The sequence below is a fragment of the Buttiauxella sp. A111 genome, from assembly GCF_014189855.1.
GTDB classification, from domain to species: Bacteria; Pseudomonadota; Gammaproteobacteria; order Enterobacterales; family Enterobacteriaceae; genus Buttiauxella; species Buttiauxella selenatireducens.
Genome location: NZ_BJFN01000003.1, coordinates 413039 through 429539 on the forward strand (window position 1 = coordinate 413039; position 16501 = coordinate 429539).

The 16501-nt window shown below is 54.1% G+C and carries 13 protein-coding genes; 8 read left to right on the forward strand and 5 right to left on the reverse strand.

Translation table 11 applies throughout. The annotated features are described in order from the left end of the window. Positions 1 to 3 precede the first annotated feature (3 nt). Complete coding sequence (gene entC, locus BSPA111_RS11245) at positions 4 to 1185, reverse strand: isochorismate synthase EntC (RefSeq protein ID WP_183271240.1); 1182 nt, start codon at positions 1183 to 1185, stop codon at positions 4 to 6. 83 nt (positions 1186 to 1268) lie between these two features. On the opposite strand from entC, the gene fepB reads away from it, so the two are divergent. Next, entirely contained in the window at positions 1269 to 2234 is a 966-nt protein-coding gene (gene fepB, locus BSPA111_RS11250) for a Fe2+-enterobactin ABC transporter substrate-binding protein (protein WP_183271241.1), read from the forward strand. A 51-nt stretch (positions 2235 to 2285) separates the two neighbouring features. On the opposite strand, the gene entS is transcribed toward fepB, so the two are convergent. Beyond that, entirely contained in the window at positions 2286 to 3587 is a 1302-nt protein-coding gene (entS, locus tag BSPA111_RS11255) for an enterobactin transporter EntS (protein WP_183271242.1), read from the reverse strand. A gap of 302 nt (positions 3588 to 3889) precedes the next feature. Here entS and fepD point away from each other — a divergent pair, with 302 nt between their 5' ends. The 5 genes from fepD to BSPA111_RS11280 all read left to right on the forward strand — a co-directional run bounded on the left by fepD (position 3890) and on the right by BSPA111_RS11280 (position 7464). After that, positions 3890 to 4885, forward strand: a complete 996-nt coding sequence (fepD, locus tag BSPA111_RS11260; RefSeq protein WP_183271243.1) for a Fe(3+)-siderophore ABC transporter permease — start codon at positions 3890 to 3892, stop codon at positions 4883 to 4885. Further along, entirely contained in the window at positions 4882 to 5874 is a 993-nt protein-coding gene (fepG, locus tag BSPA111_RS11265) for an iron-enterobactin ABC transporter permease (protein WP_183271244.1), read from the forward strand. Before fepD ends, fepG begins: the two co-directional genes overlap by 4 nt. Continuing rightward, positions 5871 to 6671 carry an iron-enterobactin ABC transporter ATP-binding protein gene (fepC, locus tag BSPA111_RS11270; RefSeq protein WP_183271245.1) on the forward strand — a complete coding sequence of 267 codons (801 nt, stop codon included), beginning with the start codon at positions 5871 to 5873 and terminating at the stop codon, positions 6669 to 6671. The genes fepG and fepC overlap by 4 nt, the downstream gene beginning before the upstream one ends. Before the next feature lie 116 nt (positions 6672 to 6787). Next, a complete protein-coding gene (locus tag BSPA111_RS11275; RefSeq protein WP_183271246.1) occupies positions 6788 to 7102 on the forward strand; it encodes a type II toxin-antitoxin system RelE/ParE family toxin in 315 nt (104 codons plus the stop codon). A 32-nt stretch (positions 7103 to 7134) separates the two neighbouring features. Then, positions 7135 to 7464, forward strand: a complete 330-nt coding sequence (locus BSPA111_RS11280; protein WP_183271247.1) for a HigA family addiction module antitoxin — start codon at positions 7135 to 7137, stop codon at positions 7462 to 7464. Between the two features lie 101 nt (positions 7465 to 7565). Here BSPA111_RS11280 and BSPA111_RS11285 read toward each other — a convergent pair whose 3' ends face one another. Genes BSPA111_RS11285 through fes form a run of 3 tightly spaced genes read right to left on the reverse strand, consistent with a single transcriptional unit; the run spans position 7566 to position 12970 of the window. After that, positions 7566 to 11531: an enterobactin synthase subunit F gene (locus tag BSPA111_RS11285; RefSeq protein WP_183271445.1), complete on the reverse strand. Its 3966-nt coding sequence runs from the start codon at positions 11529 to 11531 to the stop codon at positions 7566 to 7568. A 7-nt stretch (positions 11532 to 11538) separates the two neighbouring features. After that, positions 11539 to 11760, reverse strand: a complete 222-nt coding sequence (locus BSPA111_RS11290) for an MbtH family NRPS accessory protein (RefSeq protein ID WP_183271248.1) — start codon at positions 11758 to 11760, stop codon at positions 11539 to 11541. Further along, on the reverse strand, positions 11747 to 12970 hold the full coding sequence (fes, locus tag BSPA111_RS11295; protein ID WP_183271249.1) for an enterochelin esterase: 1224 nt from the start codon (positions 12968 to 12970) through the stop codon (positions 11747 to 11749). Before fes ends, BSPA111_RS11290 begins: the two co-directional genes overlap by 14 nt. Before the next feature lie 279 nt (positions 12971 to 13249). Between fes and BSPA111_RS11300 the strand changes: the two genes are divergently transcribed. After that, positions 13250 to 15532 (forward strand): TonB-dependent siderophore receptor, encoded by a 2283-nt coding sequence (locus BSPA111_RS11300; RefSeq protein ID WP_183271250.1) that lies wholly within the window; start codon positions 13250 to 13252, stop codon positions 15530 to 15532. A gap of 200 nt (positions 15533 to 15732) precedes the next feature. After that, positions 15733 to 16410, forward strand: a complete 678-nt coding sequence (entD, locus tag BSPA111_RS11305) for an enterobactin synthase subunit EntD (protein WP_183271251.1) — start codon at positions 15733 to 15735, stop codon at positions 16408 to 16410. Positions 16411 to 16501: the final 91 nt, after the last annotated feature.

Below are 16501 nucleotides of genomic sequence, written 5' to 3' on the forward strand. Positions count from 1 at the left end.
TCCTTAATTAAGCCCAAATACCCGGAGCATGGTGGATAGTTTGACGCCGGTTTCTCGCCATTCCGATTCCGGCGACGACGCAGGCACGATGCCTGCACCCGCAAACAGACGCACCTGATTGCCGCCTACGCGCGCACAGCGAATGGTGACCACCCACTCACCGTTACCCTCGGCGTCACACCAGCCGACGATGCCGCCAAACAGTTCACGATCAAACGGTTCCAGTTCGGCAATGAGTTTTTGCGCCACATCATGCGGGAAGCCGCTCAGTGCAGGCGTGGGATGCAGCAAACAGGCGAGCGATAACGCATTGTCCTGGCTGTCTTTAATCTGGCCGTAAATCGGAGTGGCGAGGTGCCATAACGTCGGCGTGGTGATCAGTTCCGGTGTATCAGAGAGCGTCAACGATTGGCTGTGCGGCTGCAAAACCGTCTGCATCGCCTGCGTCACCAGTCCGTGTTCGTGGCGGTCTTTGGTGGAACGCAACAGTTGCGCGCCAATCTCTGCGTCGTGCTGGATATTTTCTCTGTCGCGACGGGCGGAACCTGCCAGCGGTAACGAACTAAAATTCTTGCCGGATTTGCGTAATAGCAATTCCGGGCTGGCCCCCACCAGTGAACTGCCGTCCGGTAACGGGACGTGGAAGTTGTAGCTGGTTGGGTTTTGGCTAATCAAATTATTGAGCAGCCCATCGAGATCAATCGGTGTTTGGGTTTCGATATCAATCAGGCGCGAGAGCACGACTTTGTCGATATCTGGCTGCGCTGTTGCGGCGGCGGCCTGCGCCACCATTTCCATAAATTTGTCTTGTTCGGGAATCGCTTTACGCGCAGCAATGTTTAGCGGTTTTGACGCGCCGGTGTGGCGGGCGTCGTTCTGTCGTTCGGCGCGTGAGAACGGCTGCCAGCGTTCGGGAATAAACAGGGCTGAAGGTTGGCGGGGATCAAACGGAATGGCGCCGACCACCACGGGCTTTTCGATACCGTGTTTTTTGGCGTTTTCAAACGCTTCACGCAATGTTGTTTGCAGGTGACCATGGGGATTTGCGCCATCCAGCGCCGGGCTATCAAGGCGAGCGAAGCAGCCGCTTGTTGAAAAACTCCGATATGGCGACATAAAGAAAAAGCTATTTGCACAAGGTGTTAGCTGTTTCTCGAGTCGTTCCTCAGCCAGTAACGTTTCCATGAACTCTCCGTAAAAACATGACAAAAGATAGTAATAATGATTATCATTTGCTTTTCTGGGTCGTAACCTAAAGAGAAAAGTACATGCTGTCAACAAAGGTCAAATTTTTTTTAACAATTCCCACACTTGTATTGTTAAGTTTGAGCCACCTCGCTCATGCCGGTGACTGGCCCCGAACCCTTACCGACAGCCACGGCACACACACGCTGGAGCAGGCTCCTGTGCGCATTGTTTCCACAAGCGTAACGCTGACCGGTTCGCTATTGGCGATTGACGCACCGGTAGTGGCAAGTGGTGCGACTACGCCTGGCAATCGCATGGGGGATTCACAAGGTTTCTTGCGCCAGTGGGGCGATGTGGCTAAAGCGCGTCATGTTCAGCGTTTATATATTGGTGAAGCCAGCGCCGAAGCCGTGGCCGCACAAATGCCTGACCTGATTTTGATAAGCGCCACCGGCGGTGATTCCGCCCTCGCCCTTTATGACCAGCTTTCAGCGATTGCGCCGACGCTGGTGATTAATTACGACGACAAAAGCTGGCAGCAATTACTGACTCAACTTGGCGAGATAACCGGGCACGAAAAACAAGCCGCTGAGCGTATCGCAAGCTTTGATAAGCAATTAAACGAAGCCAAACAGCGCATGGTGCTGCCGCCGCAGCCCGTCACCGCGCTGGTTTACACGCCCGCTTCTCACTCAGCGAACCTGTGGACTGAGCAATCCGCGCAAGGGAAATTACTCCAGCAACTTGGCTTTACACTATCGACGTTGCCTGCGGCCATTCAGGCCAGCAAAAGCATGGGCAAGCGCCATGACATCGTGCAACTCGGCGGTGAAAACCTGGCAGCGGGTTTGAATGGCGAGAGCTTATTCCTGTTCGCCAGCGATGAGAAAGACGCCACGGCGCTGGAAGACAACCCTTTGCTCTCGCATCTGCCCGCCGTTCAACAGAAGCGTGTTTATGCGCTGGGCACCGAAACTTTCCGTCTGGATTATTACAGTGCCACTCAGATACTCGCGCGCATGAGTCAGTTATTTGCCAGTAAGTAGAATACGGGACAATCCCCTCTCCTGTGGGTGAGGGGATTCGTTGCCTGAATATCAGCGTCGGTTATCGGCCTGGACGCCCTCATCCCTTCCTTCTCCCCCAGGAGAAGGGGAAGAGACCACTTCAGCCGGAGCGGCTTGCTGATAACGCCGTAATTGCACCAGAACGATCGCCAGAACAACCCCGCACACCGTCAATGCCAGCCCGCTCGAACTTGCCGCAGCAACCGGCGTCATCGCCACCGTCAGGCTTCCTAAAATAGCGGCACCTATCGCATCACCCGTCACGTTTTGCGCGGTCCACAAACCGTTAATGCGGCCTAACATCCCGTCCGGCGTCAGCGTCTGAATTAAGGTGTACTGCAACAAAGAACTGATCGCACTGAGATAGCCAAACAGCGCAAGGCAGGCAAGTCCAAGCCCCCAAACCGGCATCAGGCTGAACATGCCAATCGAGATAAACGAAACAATCCCCGCCGCCAGCATAATCAGGCCAGGACGGGCATGATGGGCAATGCGCCCGCTGGTCAATGCGCCAATGGCCGCACCCAGTGGAACGGCGGCGTACATCAGACCGATTTGGCCCGCACTCATCTGCCAGTAGCCTGCCAGCGCGGGATAGAGAACGCGCACCGCGCTCGCCATCGTCAGCAACGCGCCAACTAACGCAATGCCACCAATAACCGGGTTACCGACCAGAAAACGTAACCCGTTCCACAACGAAAGCAGCGGGTTTTCACGCGCTTGCGGCGGCGGCGCCAGCTTTGGCAAACTCAGCAACGGCAATAACGTAATGAAGGTGCCGACTGACGCCAGCGCGTAGTTCCACACCACGCCGCCGGACGCCAGCAACAGCCCACCGATCATCGGTGATATCACTGAACCGAGGCGCACCGTAAGCATGGTAATCGCGCTCGCCTGCATTAAATTCTCACGCCCCACCAGCGCGGGTGTTGCGGCTAATAATGCGGTCACGCCCAGTGCACCAAAGAAGCCATCCCACACGCCAAGCAGGTAAATCGCGGCAAGCGAGGGTTCCGGCAAAGCGGCGTTAATCGTCAGGCCAATAAAACCCACGCCGCAGGTAGAGCGCGCCAGCAAGATAAGACGACGACGCTCGTGACGGTCAGCCAGTACGCCTCCCATCATCAGGCCGATAAACATCGCGCTGCCGGTTAGCGTCACCGCAAGCCCAACCTGCAAGGAAGAGCCGGTCAGCGTCTGGATTTGTACCGGCACCGCGACGCCGAGTAACCCCAGAGACACAATTGAAATAAAACGGGCGAGGAAAACAGCGCGAAAAGCGGGATGGGTCTTGAGCAAACTCAGATTGAGCAACAAAGAATTGCGGTTCATTACATGGCCTTAAAGCGAATTTTTCTTTCCAGGTGCGAGGCGGCTCATGCTAACATAAACAAATAAGAGTGATAATGATAATAACTATCATTAATTTTACCGTCAGATAATGTTTTATGTTGGCGGGACAAATCCCCCCTCACCCTAACCCTCTCCCCAGGGAGAGGGGAAAAATCGGTGTTCGCCTTCGCCTGAGGGATATGCGGTTTTCTCCTTCTCCTAAGGGAAAGGGGCTGTACGGTTTTCTCCTTCTCCTGTGGGAGAAGGTTGGGATGAGGGCAATTTTTCAGGGAAAGAACGTTATGTCTGTCTCGCGGTTATCAATACTGCTGATCTTATTGTTTTTGCTGTTATTGATGGCAACTCTCAGCCTGCTGCTGGGCGCAAAATCGCTGCCCGTTGCAGTGGTTATGGATGCACTCAGCGGCCAGTGCCAAAGTGCTGATTGCACCATCGTGCTTGATGCCCGACTCCCCCGCACACTGGCAGGCATTCTCGCCGGAGGCGCACTCGGACTTGCGGGCGCGTTGATGCAAACTCTGACCCGTAATCCTCTCGCCGATCCCGGCCTGCTTGGCGTCAATGCCGGTGCCAGCTTTGCCATTGTATTGGGTGCCGCCGTGTGGAGCCTTTCATCGCCGGTTGCGCTACTTGGGCTGGCGTTTGCTGGCGCATTATCTGCCGCACTGGTGGTGGCTTTTACCGGAAGCCAGGGCGGTGGGCAGTTGAGTCCGGTGCGCTTAACGCTTGCGGGCGTGGCGCTTGGCGCGGTGCTTGAAGGCATGAGCAACGGCATCGCGCTGTTAAATCCGGTGGTCTATGACCAGTTACGATTCTGGCAAGCCGGAACGCTGGATATTCGCACCCTCGAAACCCTGAAAATTATCGTGCTGCCGGTACTGACGGGCTGCGCGATTGCACTGTTTATCAGCCGTTCGCTAAACAGCCTGAGCATGGGCACCGACACCGCGACCGCACTTGGCAGCAAAGTTGCGCGTACCCAACTACTGGGTTTAGTCGCGATTACGTTGCTGTGTGGCAGTGCTACCGCCGCCGTTGGGCCGATTGCTTTTATCGGCCTAATGATGCCGCACCTGGCGCGCTGGCTGATGGGCGCTGACCACCGCTGGTCACTTCCCGCCACGTTGATTGCCACCCCGGCACTGTTACTTTTCGCCGATATTATTGGCCGCATGTTGGTGCCGGGCGAGCTGCGCGTTTCGGTCGTCAGCGCGTTTATCGGTGCGCCGATGTTGATTTATCTGGTGCGCCGCAGCCGCAAAGGAGTCGGGCAATGAATTCCCCTTCCCCTCGCCTGTTAATGAGTTGCCTGTGTTTATTCGTTCTCAGCTGTGCGCTCGGATTATGGAGCCTGGGCAGTGGCGTATTGCCGCTCTCAGCCCGCCAGGTTATCGATGCACTCCTCGGTTTCGCGCCGCGCAATATCTCTTTAGTGGTGGTCGAATGGCGCTTGCCGCGCGTCATGATGGCGCTGTTGATTGGCGCGGCACTCGGCGTAAGCGGTGCCATCTTCCAGTCGCTGATGCGCAACCCCCTCGGCAGCCCGGATGTCATGGGCTTTAACACCGGTGCCTGGAGCGGTGTGCTGGTGGCGATGGTGCTGTTTGGTCAGCATCAGACAGCGATTGCCGGTTCAGCAATGGCTGGCGGTATCTTCACCGCGCTGGTGGTGTGGATGCTCGCCTGGCGTAACGGTATCGAAACCTTCCGTTTAATCATTATCGGTATCGGCGTTCGCGCCATGCTGGTGGCGTTTAACACCTGGCTGTTACTGCACGCGTCGCTGGAAACCGCGATATCCGCTGGGCTCTGGAATGCCGGTTCGCTCAACGGTTTGACGTGGGCCAAAATTTACCCTGCCGCACCGTTGATGTTGTTGGCGTTAATCGCAGGCGCGTTACTGGTTCGCCGTATGCGTTTACTGGAAATGGGCGATGACAGCGCCTGTGCATTGGGTGTTTCGGTTGAGCGTTCGCGCCTGCTGCTGATGTTAACAGGCGTCATCCTGACTGCCGCAGCGACAGCGCTTGCCGGGCCGATTTCATTTATCGCTCTCGTCGCCCCACACATTGCCCGCCGGTTAAGCGGCACCTCACGCTGGGGTCTGATGCAATCGGCCTTATGTGGTGCCACTTTGTTGCTGGCGGCAGACCTTTGCGCCCAGCAACTCTTCATGCCGTATCAGCTGCCGGTTGGAGTGGTCACAGTCAGCCTCGGCGGCATCTATTTAATTGCGTTGTTGATTCAGGAGTCCCGTAAGAAATGAGTCAGATTTCCTCACCATCGCGCCTACATGGCGAAAAACTGACGCTGGGATATGGCAATCATGTGGTGGCAGAGGGTTTAACCGTCGCCATCCCCGACGGGCAATTTACCGCAATTATCGGCCCCAACGGTTGTGGCAAATCGACACTACTGCGCACGCTAAGCCGCCTGATGAAACCGATGCAAGGCCAGGTCTGGTTAGATGGCAATGAAATACACCGTTTCGCGACTAAAGAGGTGGCGCGACGCGTAGGGCTATTAGCGCAAAACGCCAGCGCACCGGGCGATATTAGCGTGGCAGAACTGGTTGCGCGTGGGCGTTATCCGCATCAGCCGATGTTTTCCCGTTGGCGGGAAGAGGACAGCCAGGCGGTGGCGCGGGCGTTGAAAGCGACCAATATCGAAGATTTAGCCGATCAGCCGGTTGACACCCTTTCCGGCGGCCAGCGACAGCGCGCCTGGATTGCCATGGTGCTGGCACAGGAAACATCCATCCTGCTGCTGGACGAACCAACGACCTGGCTTGATATCAGCCATCAAATTGATTTACTCGAATTACTCCGTGAGCTGAACCAAAAACAAGGCTTTACGCTTGCGGCAGTGTTGCACGATTTGAACCAGGCCTGCCGCTACGCCACGCATTTAATCGCCCTGCGCGATGGCAAAATTGTGGCCGAAGGCGCACCGACCGAGATTGTCACCCCGGAACTTATCGAGGCGATTTATGGCCTGCGCTGCATGATTATTGAAGACCCTGTGGCGCATACGCCGCTAGTTGTGCCTTTGGGACGCGGGTAAGAAAAATTAACTGATTAAAAGTTTGCGTAGTGCTTCGCAAAGGCGCACACTTGAACTGTGCAAAAGTGCAATTCATGTTTTACTGCCCATCCGATCACTTAGATGGAACCAGCATCATGGAGAAGATGCGCACGATAAGCAGTTTCAGAGATGCATGGCTTGAAGATTTCTTTTTGTTCACCAGACATCATCGAAAAATTCCTTCCGATATCGTCAGCACTTTGGCACGCAAGTTAGATTTAATTAATGCAGCCGTAACCTATAAGGATTTGCGATCGCCTCCTGCAAATCGTTACGAAGATCTCAGAGCACCGTTAAATGGCTATTCATCAATACGCGTCAACAGCCAGTACAGACTGATCTTCATCTGGCGCGATGGTAAAGCGCACGATATTTACCTCGATGACCACAGTTACAAATTGTATAGATGATTCGGTCAGAAACAGCACAATAAGGATGAATAATGGTCCAGGCACAACGTAAACCTACCACCGTCGGCGACGTGCTTTTATACGAGTATCTCGAACCTACTGGCCTGCGGGTGACCGATCTGGCTGATATGCTCCAGGTACATCGCAACACGGTCAGTAAGCTGCTCAATAACAACAGCAAACTGACACCTGACATGGCGTTCAGACTGGCTAAGGCGTTTGATACTTCCGTGGATTTTTGGCTCAATTTGCAAACCAATGTGGATATCTGGGAAATCCAGAACGATCCTCGCACCCAGGAAGAGATCAGCCGCATCATCACACTCAGTGAGATGCTGGAACGCAAAACCCGGGCTGCATAAAAGAAGCGGCGAATGAAGAAACTTCATTCGCCACTTAATTTATACCCAAGCATCTTCGAAATGCAGGTAGGCGGCAATCGAATGAGTCCCGATGAGCTTACTCAAGTAAGTGATTCGGGTGAATGAGAGCAGCCAACACCCCTGCAATTTGAAAGGCGCTGGGTATCTAACACCCGCTGCAATACCGGCCCAATCTCCTCAAACGCCTTCGGGGAAATAATATCGACATGGGCGCAATCCAGGTGGAACACGTCCAGTTCACCTATCCAAGGAGCCCAGGTCTTATGCGGGTCCATTCCTTGCGGTAACGTTCGCTCCGCCACAAACAGCGTGGCTTTGCCGCTAAACGGCACACTTTGCGCGGTGCTTAGCAAGCGTACCGCATCGCCGTAGTTGCCTTCGATGGCATGGAATAATGCGTCACTTGCCTGCCCTTTTTGAGCCGCAACGAAAGCTTCACGCTCACGGTTGATCTCATCCAACACCGCCGGATCGAGTTCGTTCGCACACTTTTCGGCCCAGTTTTGCGTTTCTGGCGGCCAGGTATCGAGCAGACCAAGGAAAGCCACCTCTTCACCTGCCGCCTCAAGCCGTGCAGCAATGCCTTGTGCCAGCGTGCCACCCAACGAATATCCCATCAGGTAATACGGGCCATGCGGCTGGAGTTCGCGCAGGGTTTGCAGATGTGTTTCACAAACTTGTGCCAGATTTTCGGCGTGCTGCATCGGGCCTGTTGGGCGTGGCGACTGAATGCCGATAATTGACCAGCGTGGGTCGAGGTAACGCTGCAACACGCTAAATTGCCACGCAAAACCAGAAGCAGGATGGAAGCAATATAACGTTGGCCCATGGCTTTTACGCAGAGGCAGCACCGTATCAAAACCTGCTCGACTGGCTTCTTCTTCGCTTTGCTCTTGCGCCAGTGTTTGTGCGAGCTGGGCGACGGTGGATGCCACCATCACCTGCCCAACCGTCACTGGCCTTACAAGAGTGCGGCGCAACTCTGCCGCCAGGCGCATCGCCAGCAATGAATGGCCGCCGAGAGCAAAGAAGTCGTCGTCAACAGACTGAATATCGCAGCCCAGTAGCTGGGAAAAAGCATCTGCTATGACGATTTCAAGGTTCGACTCAGGCGCACGTCCGGAACCACGCAACGCCAGCTCAGGCAACGGCAAGGCTTTTCTGTCCAGTTTTCCGTTGGCGCTCAGCGGGAATTCATCCAATTGGATCAACGCCACAGGCACCATATGCGCAGGTAGCACGGCGCTGAGTTGCTCGCGCAGCGCATCAACGGGCAACACCTTATCCGAAGCCGACACCAGATACCCCACCAACTGACGTGCATCACCACCGCTTACCGCCGCCTGATTCAGCACACAGGCATGAGTGACGGCTTGCGCGATATCCGGTAATGCCTGCAAAGCACGGTCGATATCACCCAACTCAATGCGCTGGCCGCGAATTTTCAACTGATCATCGCTGCGCCCGAGATATTCCACGGCACCGTTTTCGAGCCAACGCGCCACATCTCCTGTTCGATACATCCGCTCGCCTGCGGCAAAAGGATCGGCGACAAAGCGGCTGGCAGTCAGATCCGGGCGAGATAAATAGCCCTGCGCCAGTTGAATACCGGTGAGATAAAGATCGCCTGCAATCCCCACTGGCACCGGACGCATCGCCGAGTCCAGAATCCGCAAACCGGTATTCCACACCGGCCAGCCAATCGGCACGCTGCTGCCAGTGACTTGAGCTAATTCATCGCCAAATGCCGGATACCAACTCACGTCAACGGCGGCTTCGGTTGGCCCGTAAAGATTGTGCAATGGCGCATGAGTAAGTTGTTCCCATTGGCGACAAAGCTCGGTCGGCAGTGCTTCGCCGCTACAGAAAACTCGGCGCAAAGTGGCGCAACTCGCAATCGCTGCGTCGTCGGTTAACGCTGCGACAAACGCGCTCAACATCGACGGAACAAAATGCGTGGTCGTCACACGGTAGCGAGCGAATAACTGCTGCAACGCCTCCGGATCACGGTGCGCTTCTGGCGGCGCCATCACCAGCTGAGCACCGACAATATACGGCCAGAAAAACTCCCATACTGAGACATCAAAACTGCACGGCGTTTTCTGTAAAACCACATCATCGTGCGTCAATGGATAGTGGTTTTGCATCCACAACAGCCGGTTAACGATGGCCTGTTGCCCCACCATGACCCCTTTCGGACGGCCTGTAGAACCGGAAGTGAAAATCACATACGCGGTATGTTCTGGGGACGAGAGATTCTGAAGGTCCAGCACATCATCCGTTGGCAGCATATTCTGATAGCAGAAGGTTTGCAGACCGTTGATGGTGCTAAATCGCGGCAATTGATCGTCTGATGCCAGCAGCAAACGCGGAGCCGCATCTTCGAGCATCATATGCAGGCGATCGTCAGGATAACCGGTATCCAGCGGCAACCAGGCGGCACCCACCTCCACAATGGCCTGCAATGCCAGTGATAAAAACACTGAGCGAGGCAGCGCCACCGCAACCACATCGCCGGGTTTCACGCCACGTTCGAGAAGCTGATGCGCCAAAGCCTGCACCTGTTCGTGCATCTCGCGATAGCTGAACTTGTGGTTTTCATCGGCCAGCGCGGGGGCTTCTGGCGTGCGCCGTACCTGTTCGGAAATCAGCGCACTTAACGTGGTTTCAGGAACGGAAACTTGCGTGGCATTGACGCTTTCGAGTAATGCGCTTTCGCAATCGTGCAACAGTTGGGCATCAACACAACGTAATGCGGGATTGACCGCAAACTGGCGCAAAAGTAGCGGCAAACGAGCGAGATGTTGCTGCAAAGTCTGTGCATCGTAGCGGTCTGAATTTGCCAGCATTTCAAGGGAGAACTCGCCTTGTTCGCTGATATAGAGCGCAATTTCCAGATCGCGAACCGGGCCGGAAGCCAGTTGATGGGTGATGCCTTCGATGCCATTGAAATCGAGGCGGTAATCAAACATTTTCAGGTTCAGCACCGCGCCATAAAGCGGTTCACCGCTGGAAATTTTCCCCAGGTCGCGCTGGATTTGTTCGGCGTCGTAGCGCTGATAACGGCGCATGCTTTTAAGTTCTTTCGCAATATTTTCCGCGAGCTGTGGCAGCGTAAAGTTCGGTTCGATACTCACGCCAAACGGCAGCACGTTTAACACCGGGCCGGTTGCGCATAATGCTGCGGAACCCATGCGACGCATAAAGATGAAGCCCGCAGAATAATCAGCGCGGCCGCTTAAACGCCCGAGCCACAAGGCCACCAGACCTAATGCCATATCGGCGGCAGTCAGGTTGTGAAGACGTGCGTTTTCCACCAGGGCGCAGAAATCGGCATTATCAAAACTGAGCGACTGGCGAATCAACTGCGTAGAGGAGCCCGTGCCAGTCAACGGCTGTGTTGATAGCGTGGCAGGTGGCGGCAACTGTTTAGCATGACTTGCCCAAAATGCGGCATCGCGCTGGAAGGCTGGCGTTGTGCGGTAATGTTCGTATTCCGCAACCACTTCGCTGAAGGGGGTAAACGGGCTGGGTTCCGGCGCCTGGTTTTGGCAATACGCGCTATAAATATTGGCAATTCGGCGGGTAATTGCGGTGAAGCTGAAGCCATCCACCACCAAATGATGAAAACGTTGATACCAGAACCAGCGCGTTTCGCTGACACGCAACAGTTGATGATGGTAGAGCGGCTTACCGCTATTGATGCGTAAATCCTGCTCGAGATCGTCGCGCATGAAAGCCAGCGCTACGGCTTCAGGTTCAGCCTCGTCACGCAGGTCGCGGCAAATGGGTGGCGTAAAAATTGTGGCGGGATCAATCCACTGGCGCGCTTCACCATCCACTTCGCTAAAACGCATGCAAAGGGTATCGGCTTCTTTCATGCCTGCAATGATTGCCTGGCACAGAAGCGTTTCGTTAAGCTCACCGTTTAATTCCACGTAATGCGCCACACTCCACGCATTCGCCTGTGGCGAAAGCTGATCTGCCATCCAGATGCCGGGCTGCGCCGCCACCAGCGGCAAGGTGTCGGTTTGCTGCTCTACCATGGTTAATTCACTCACCGTTCACCCCTTCTTTCGCAAATGTTGCGGGTTGCAGCTGTGTCCAGTTGTCGAGTAGCCAACGCTGGCATTCTTCGTTTGATGCAGGTTCGCAAACCCCCACCCAGCCATCAGGTAATGCACAATGTTCAGGCCATAAGCTGAACTGCTGTAGCGTATTTTCAAGGATAAAAAAACGTCCCTGCGGCGCGTCGAAAGGGTTACTGAATTCCATATTCACTCCAAAGCCATGCTAATCCATCCGTCAAACCACCACGCCAGCAAAGCGCATCGTGCCCACCGTCAACCTGACGGTAGAAAACAGCTCGCTGTGTTTGTAGTAGTAAGGGGAATAAACGTTGATTAACCTGATGAATGAGAGGTTCTCTGACCCCGGCTTCAAGATAGATGCGCAGCGGTTTGTCACACGCAAACCCCTCTTCGAGTTGCTGTATTAACAATCCGCCTTGTTGATTTGTCTCACGACGCGGCCACCAGTAAGAGCCGGACTGGCTCAGCACACAGCCAAATTGTTCCGGCCAGTGGAGGGCGGCGTAAAGCGATGAAAGCCCGCCAAAACTTTGCCCGGCCACCACAGTCGTTTCTGGATTTTCACTCCAGTGAATTAGCTCGCGTAACTGCGGTAATAACTCTTCCTGAACCGCTTGCCAGAACTGAGCATTACACGGGAGTTCGTTGCTGCGAGTCGCGTTGTCGATAACATCAATCAGCACGTAAACCGCTGGCGGCAGCGCGCCGGCATCCGTTTGAGCCTGTAGCGCAGGCCACACCAGCATACCTTCCGCCCAAAATTGCCCATCGAGCAAAATGGCTAACGGGCGCTGTTCTGGCTGCGCGTCACCGGTTGAGAATATCCAGACCTTACGTTGATTATCCAGACGCTGACTTTGCCAGGTTATACAAAGTGGAGCGGCATACAGGGTATTCGGTTTGTCCCAACCTGCTTGTTTTGGCGCATCAGGAAGATGCAGCGCCGACATCGGATGCCCTCGCCCACCGAGCCAGCTTTCAGAGTTGAGTGGATCGGCAATTGCCTGCGGCAGCAGTTTGCGCCAGCCTTCACGCAGCGCTATACGTTCGGCCGCAATACCGTCAAAGGCTTCCGGTGGGAAATCATCTTCACGGGTCGATGGGATGAAACAATAACTACCGCGCCACGTGCTGCTGAGTTGAGTTTGCCATTGCCAGACATCCGTTCCGGGCACGCGCTCCAGGGTTTGTGGGCGAGAACGTTGGTGATGGTCGGTGACGCCCGTGACATAAATCCAGACCCGTTTAATCGGTGAGGTTTTTTCACAGCCTTGCGGATCTCGCCACAAGAAGGTGACGGCACACTGGCCATCATTTTCGCAGGTAATGAGCGGAATTCCCTGCATCTGCTTTTCCTGCCACCAGCCCTCACTTCCTGTAAGCAAAATTGTCACTTCCACATAACCCTATGAAATTAATGATAACGATCAATAAAGCTGAAATATATTGATAATACTATTGATAATTATTTGCATTTGCAATAGCGTATTTCCGCGCTTTGGGCTACCAGCTTCCTGGTGCAAAAACAATAAATTGCCGAACTTGAACGCGCAAATCCCTCATTTCGGGGCCGTTGCCGGACAGATCTCGGTATCAATACGTGAAATCATGCTGCGCCCGCTCCCTCTGGGAATGGAATGACACCGGGCTCAGCGGAAAAGCAGGCCGCCATAATGAATAAAAAAATTAACTATTCCCTCGCAATGCTAATTAATTTGGGGATATACGGTGTCGCTCAACCTGCCTTTGCAGCAGAACAAGCGACATCCGCAACGGCTCAGACCGCTGCGGCAGACACTGACAACACACAGAATCCCGCAGACGAAGACACCATGGTGGTTACCGCTGCCGAGCAAAACTTGCAGGCACCAGGCGTTTCAACCATCACCGCTGAAGAACTGAAAAAGCGCCCACCGGCACGTGATATTTCCGAAATCGTCCGCACCATGCCGGGCGTGAACCTCACCGGTAACTCCACCAGCGGCCAGCGCGGGAACGGTCGCCAGATTGATATTCGCGGCATGGGCCCGGAAAACACCCTGATTCTCATCGATGGAAAACCGGTCACCAGCCGTAACTCGGTGCGTCTGGGCTGGCGTGGCGAGCGTGATACGCGCGGCGATGCAAGCTGGGTTCCACCAGAAATGGTTGAACGTATTGAAGTTATCCGTGGCCCTGCCGCCGCACGTTACGGCAACGGTGCCGCCGGTGGTGTGGTGAATATCATCACCAAAAAAGGCAGCGGCGAGTGGCACGGTTCCTGGAACACCTACCTCAATGCGCCTGAGCACAATGATGAAGGCTCAACCAAACGAACCAACTTTAGCCTGAGCGGCCCGCTGGGCGGAGATTTCAGCTTCCGTTTATACGGCAATCTGGATAAAACCCAGGCCGATGCCTGGGACATTAACCAGGGTCACCAATCTGAACGTACCGGGATTTACGCTGATACGCTGCCAGCAGGCCGCGAAGGCGTGACCAATAAAGACGTGAATGGCGTGGTGCGCTGGGACTTTGCGCCGATGCAGTCACTGGAATTTGAAGCGGGCTACAGCCGCCAGGGCAACCTGTATTCCGGCGATACGCAAAACACCAACACCAACCAAATCGTTAAAGATAACTACGGCAACGAAACTAACCGTCTTTATCGCCAGAGCTACTCACTGACCTGGAACGGCGGTTGGGATAATGGCCTGACAACCAGCAACTGGGTGCAGTACGAACACACCCGTAACTCGCGTATGCAGGAAGGGCTGGCGGGCGGCACTGAGGGGATCTTCTCCAGCGATAAATTCAGTGATATCGACCTGAGCGATGTGCTATTGCACAGCGAAGTGAATATTCCGATTGATCTCGTTTTCAACCAGAACCTGACGCTGGGTACCGAGTGGAACCAGCAAAAAATGAAGGATCTGTCTTCGAACAATCAGACCTTTATGGGTGGCAACATTCCTGGCATGAGCGGGACTAACCGTAGCCCTTACTCCCAGGCAGAAATCTTCTCTCTGTTTGCTGAAGACAACATGGAGTTGACGGACAGCACCATGCTGACGCCGGGCCTGCGTTTTGATCATCACAGCATTGTGGGTAACAACTGGAGCCCGTCTCTGAACCTGTCTCAAGGTTTGGGCGACGACTTCACTCTGAAAATGGGTATCGCCCAGGCGTATAAAGCACCGAGCCTGTATCAAACCAACCCGAACTACATTCTGTACAGCAAAGGTCAGGGTTGCTACGCCAGCGGTACCGGCGTGGGTTGCTACATGATGGGTAACGAAGATCTTAAAGCTGAAACCAGCATCAACAAAGAGATCGGCCTTGAGTTCAAACGTGACGGCTGGCTTGCCGGTGTGACCTGGTTCCGTAACGACTACCGCGACAAGATTGAAGCGGGTTACGCGCCTATCGGTCAGACCTCAAAAGGCAGCACTAAAACGGATATTTATCAGTGGGAAAATATTCCTAAAGCCGTTGTTGAAGGCCTGGAAGGGACATTGAACGTACCCGTTTCAAACACCGTAAACTGGACCAATAACGTCACCTACATGCTGCAAAGTAAGAACAAAGAAACCGGCGAGCGCCTGTCGGTTATTCCGGAATATACGTTGAACTCCATGCTGAGCTGGCAGATTCGTCAGGATATTTCTGTGCAATCGACCTTTACCTGGTATGGCAAACAGCAACCGAAGAAGTACAACTACAAAGGCCAGCCTGCAACAGGACCTGAAACCAACGAAGTTAGCCCTTATAGCATTGTTGGCCTGAGTGGAACCTGGGATGCGACCAAAAACATCAGTCTGACGACGGGGATTGATAACCTGTTCGACGAACGTCACTGGCGCGCGGGTAATGCCCAAACCACAGGCGGCGATGCCGGTTATATGTACGGTGCAGGTGCCGCAACGTATAACGAGTCTGGTCGTACTTATTATGTGAGTTTGAATACCCACTTCTAAGTGTGCAAAACCGCCCTCATCCCGGCCTTCTCCCTGAGGGAGAAGGAGAAAATTGATCATCCCCTCACCCCGTGGGTGAAGGTGAAAATCGATAGACTCCTCTCCCTCAGGGAGAAGGAGAAAACCAAACCCGGTTTGGACTATCCCCTCTCCCCGTGGGAGAGGGTTAGGGTGAGGGCAGCCCTTTCAGGCAGAGTATTATGCAAATCCAGGCTTCAAACTTTACGTTCCCCGGCACCACCCAGCGCCTTTTCCGCGTCGATTTTGACGCTTCCACACTTGAGCCACACGATTTGCTGTGGCTGCCCCATCACCCACGTTTGTCTCACGCGTCGAGAAAGCGCCAGGCCGAACATCTGGCCGGCAGAATTGCCGCCCGTGAAGCGCTGCGTTTTCATGGAGTAACAGATTTTGTTCCCGGAATCGGTTTACACCGCGAACCTTGCTGGCCGCCCGGATTTACCGGCAGTATTACGCACAGCGGTAATGTCGCGCTGGCAACGGTTGTGGCTGATGATCCCCTTTTGCGTGTGGGAATGGGAATCGACTACGAAGAAATCATTGCGCCAGCGGTGGCGTGGGATATTTACGACGGAATTATTGAAAGCGCTGAGAGAGAACTTCTTGCTGCATCCCCCCTCCCCTTTAATTACGCGTTAACGTTAGTGTTTTCAGCCAAAGAAAGTTTATTTAAAGCTTTGTTTCGCCACGTCGGGCGCTACTTTGATTTTTCAGCGGCATCAATATGTAAAATTGAACAAAAACACATGATTATGACGCTCAATCAGCCACTCGGCTCCTATCAAAAAGGCAATAAATTCAAAGTAATATGGGAAGGTAACGCTACGCAATTAATAACATTAATACGGTTTGAGTGAGGATAAAGAGAAATTACTTGCGGTTCGGTAATAAGTGAATGTTATATTCGAAAGAACACACATATCTATAACATCACTTATAACAAGGACT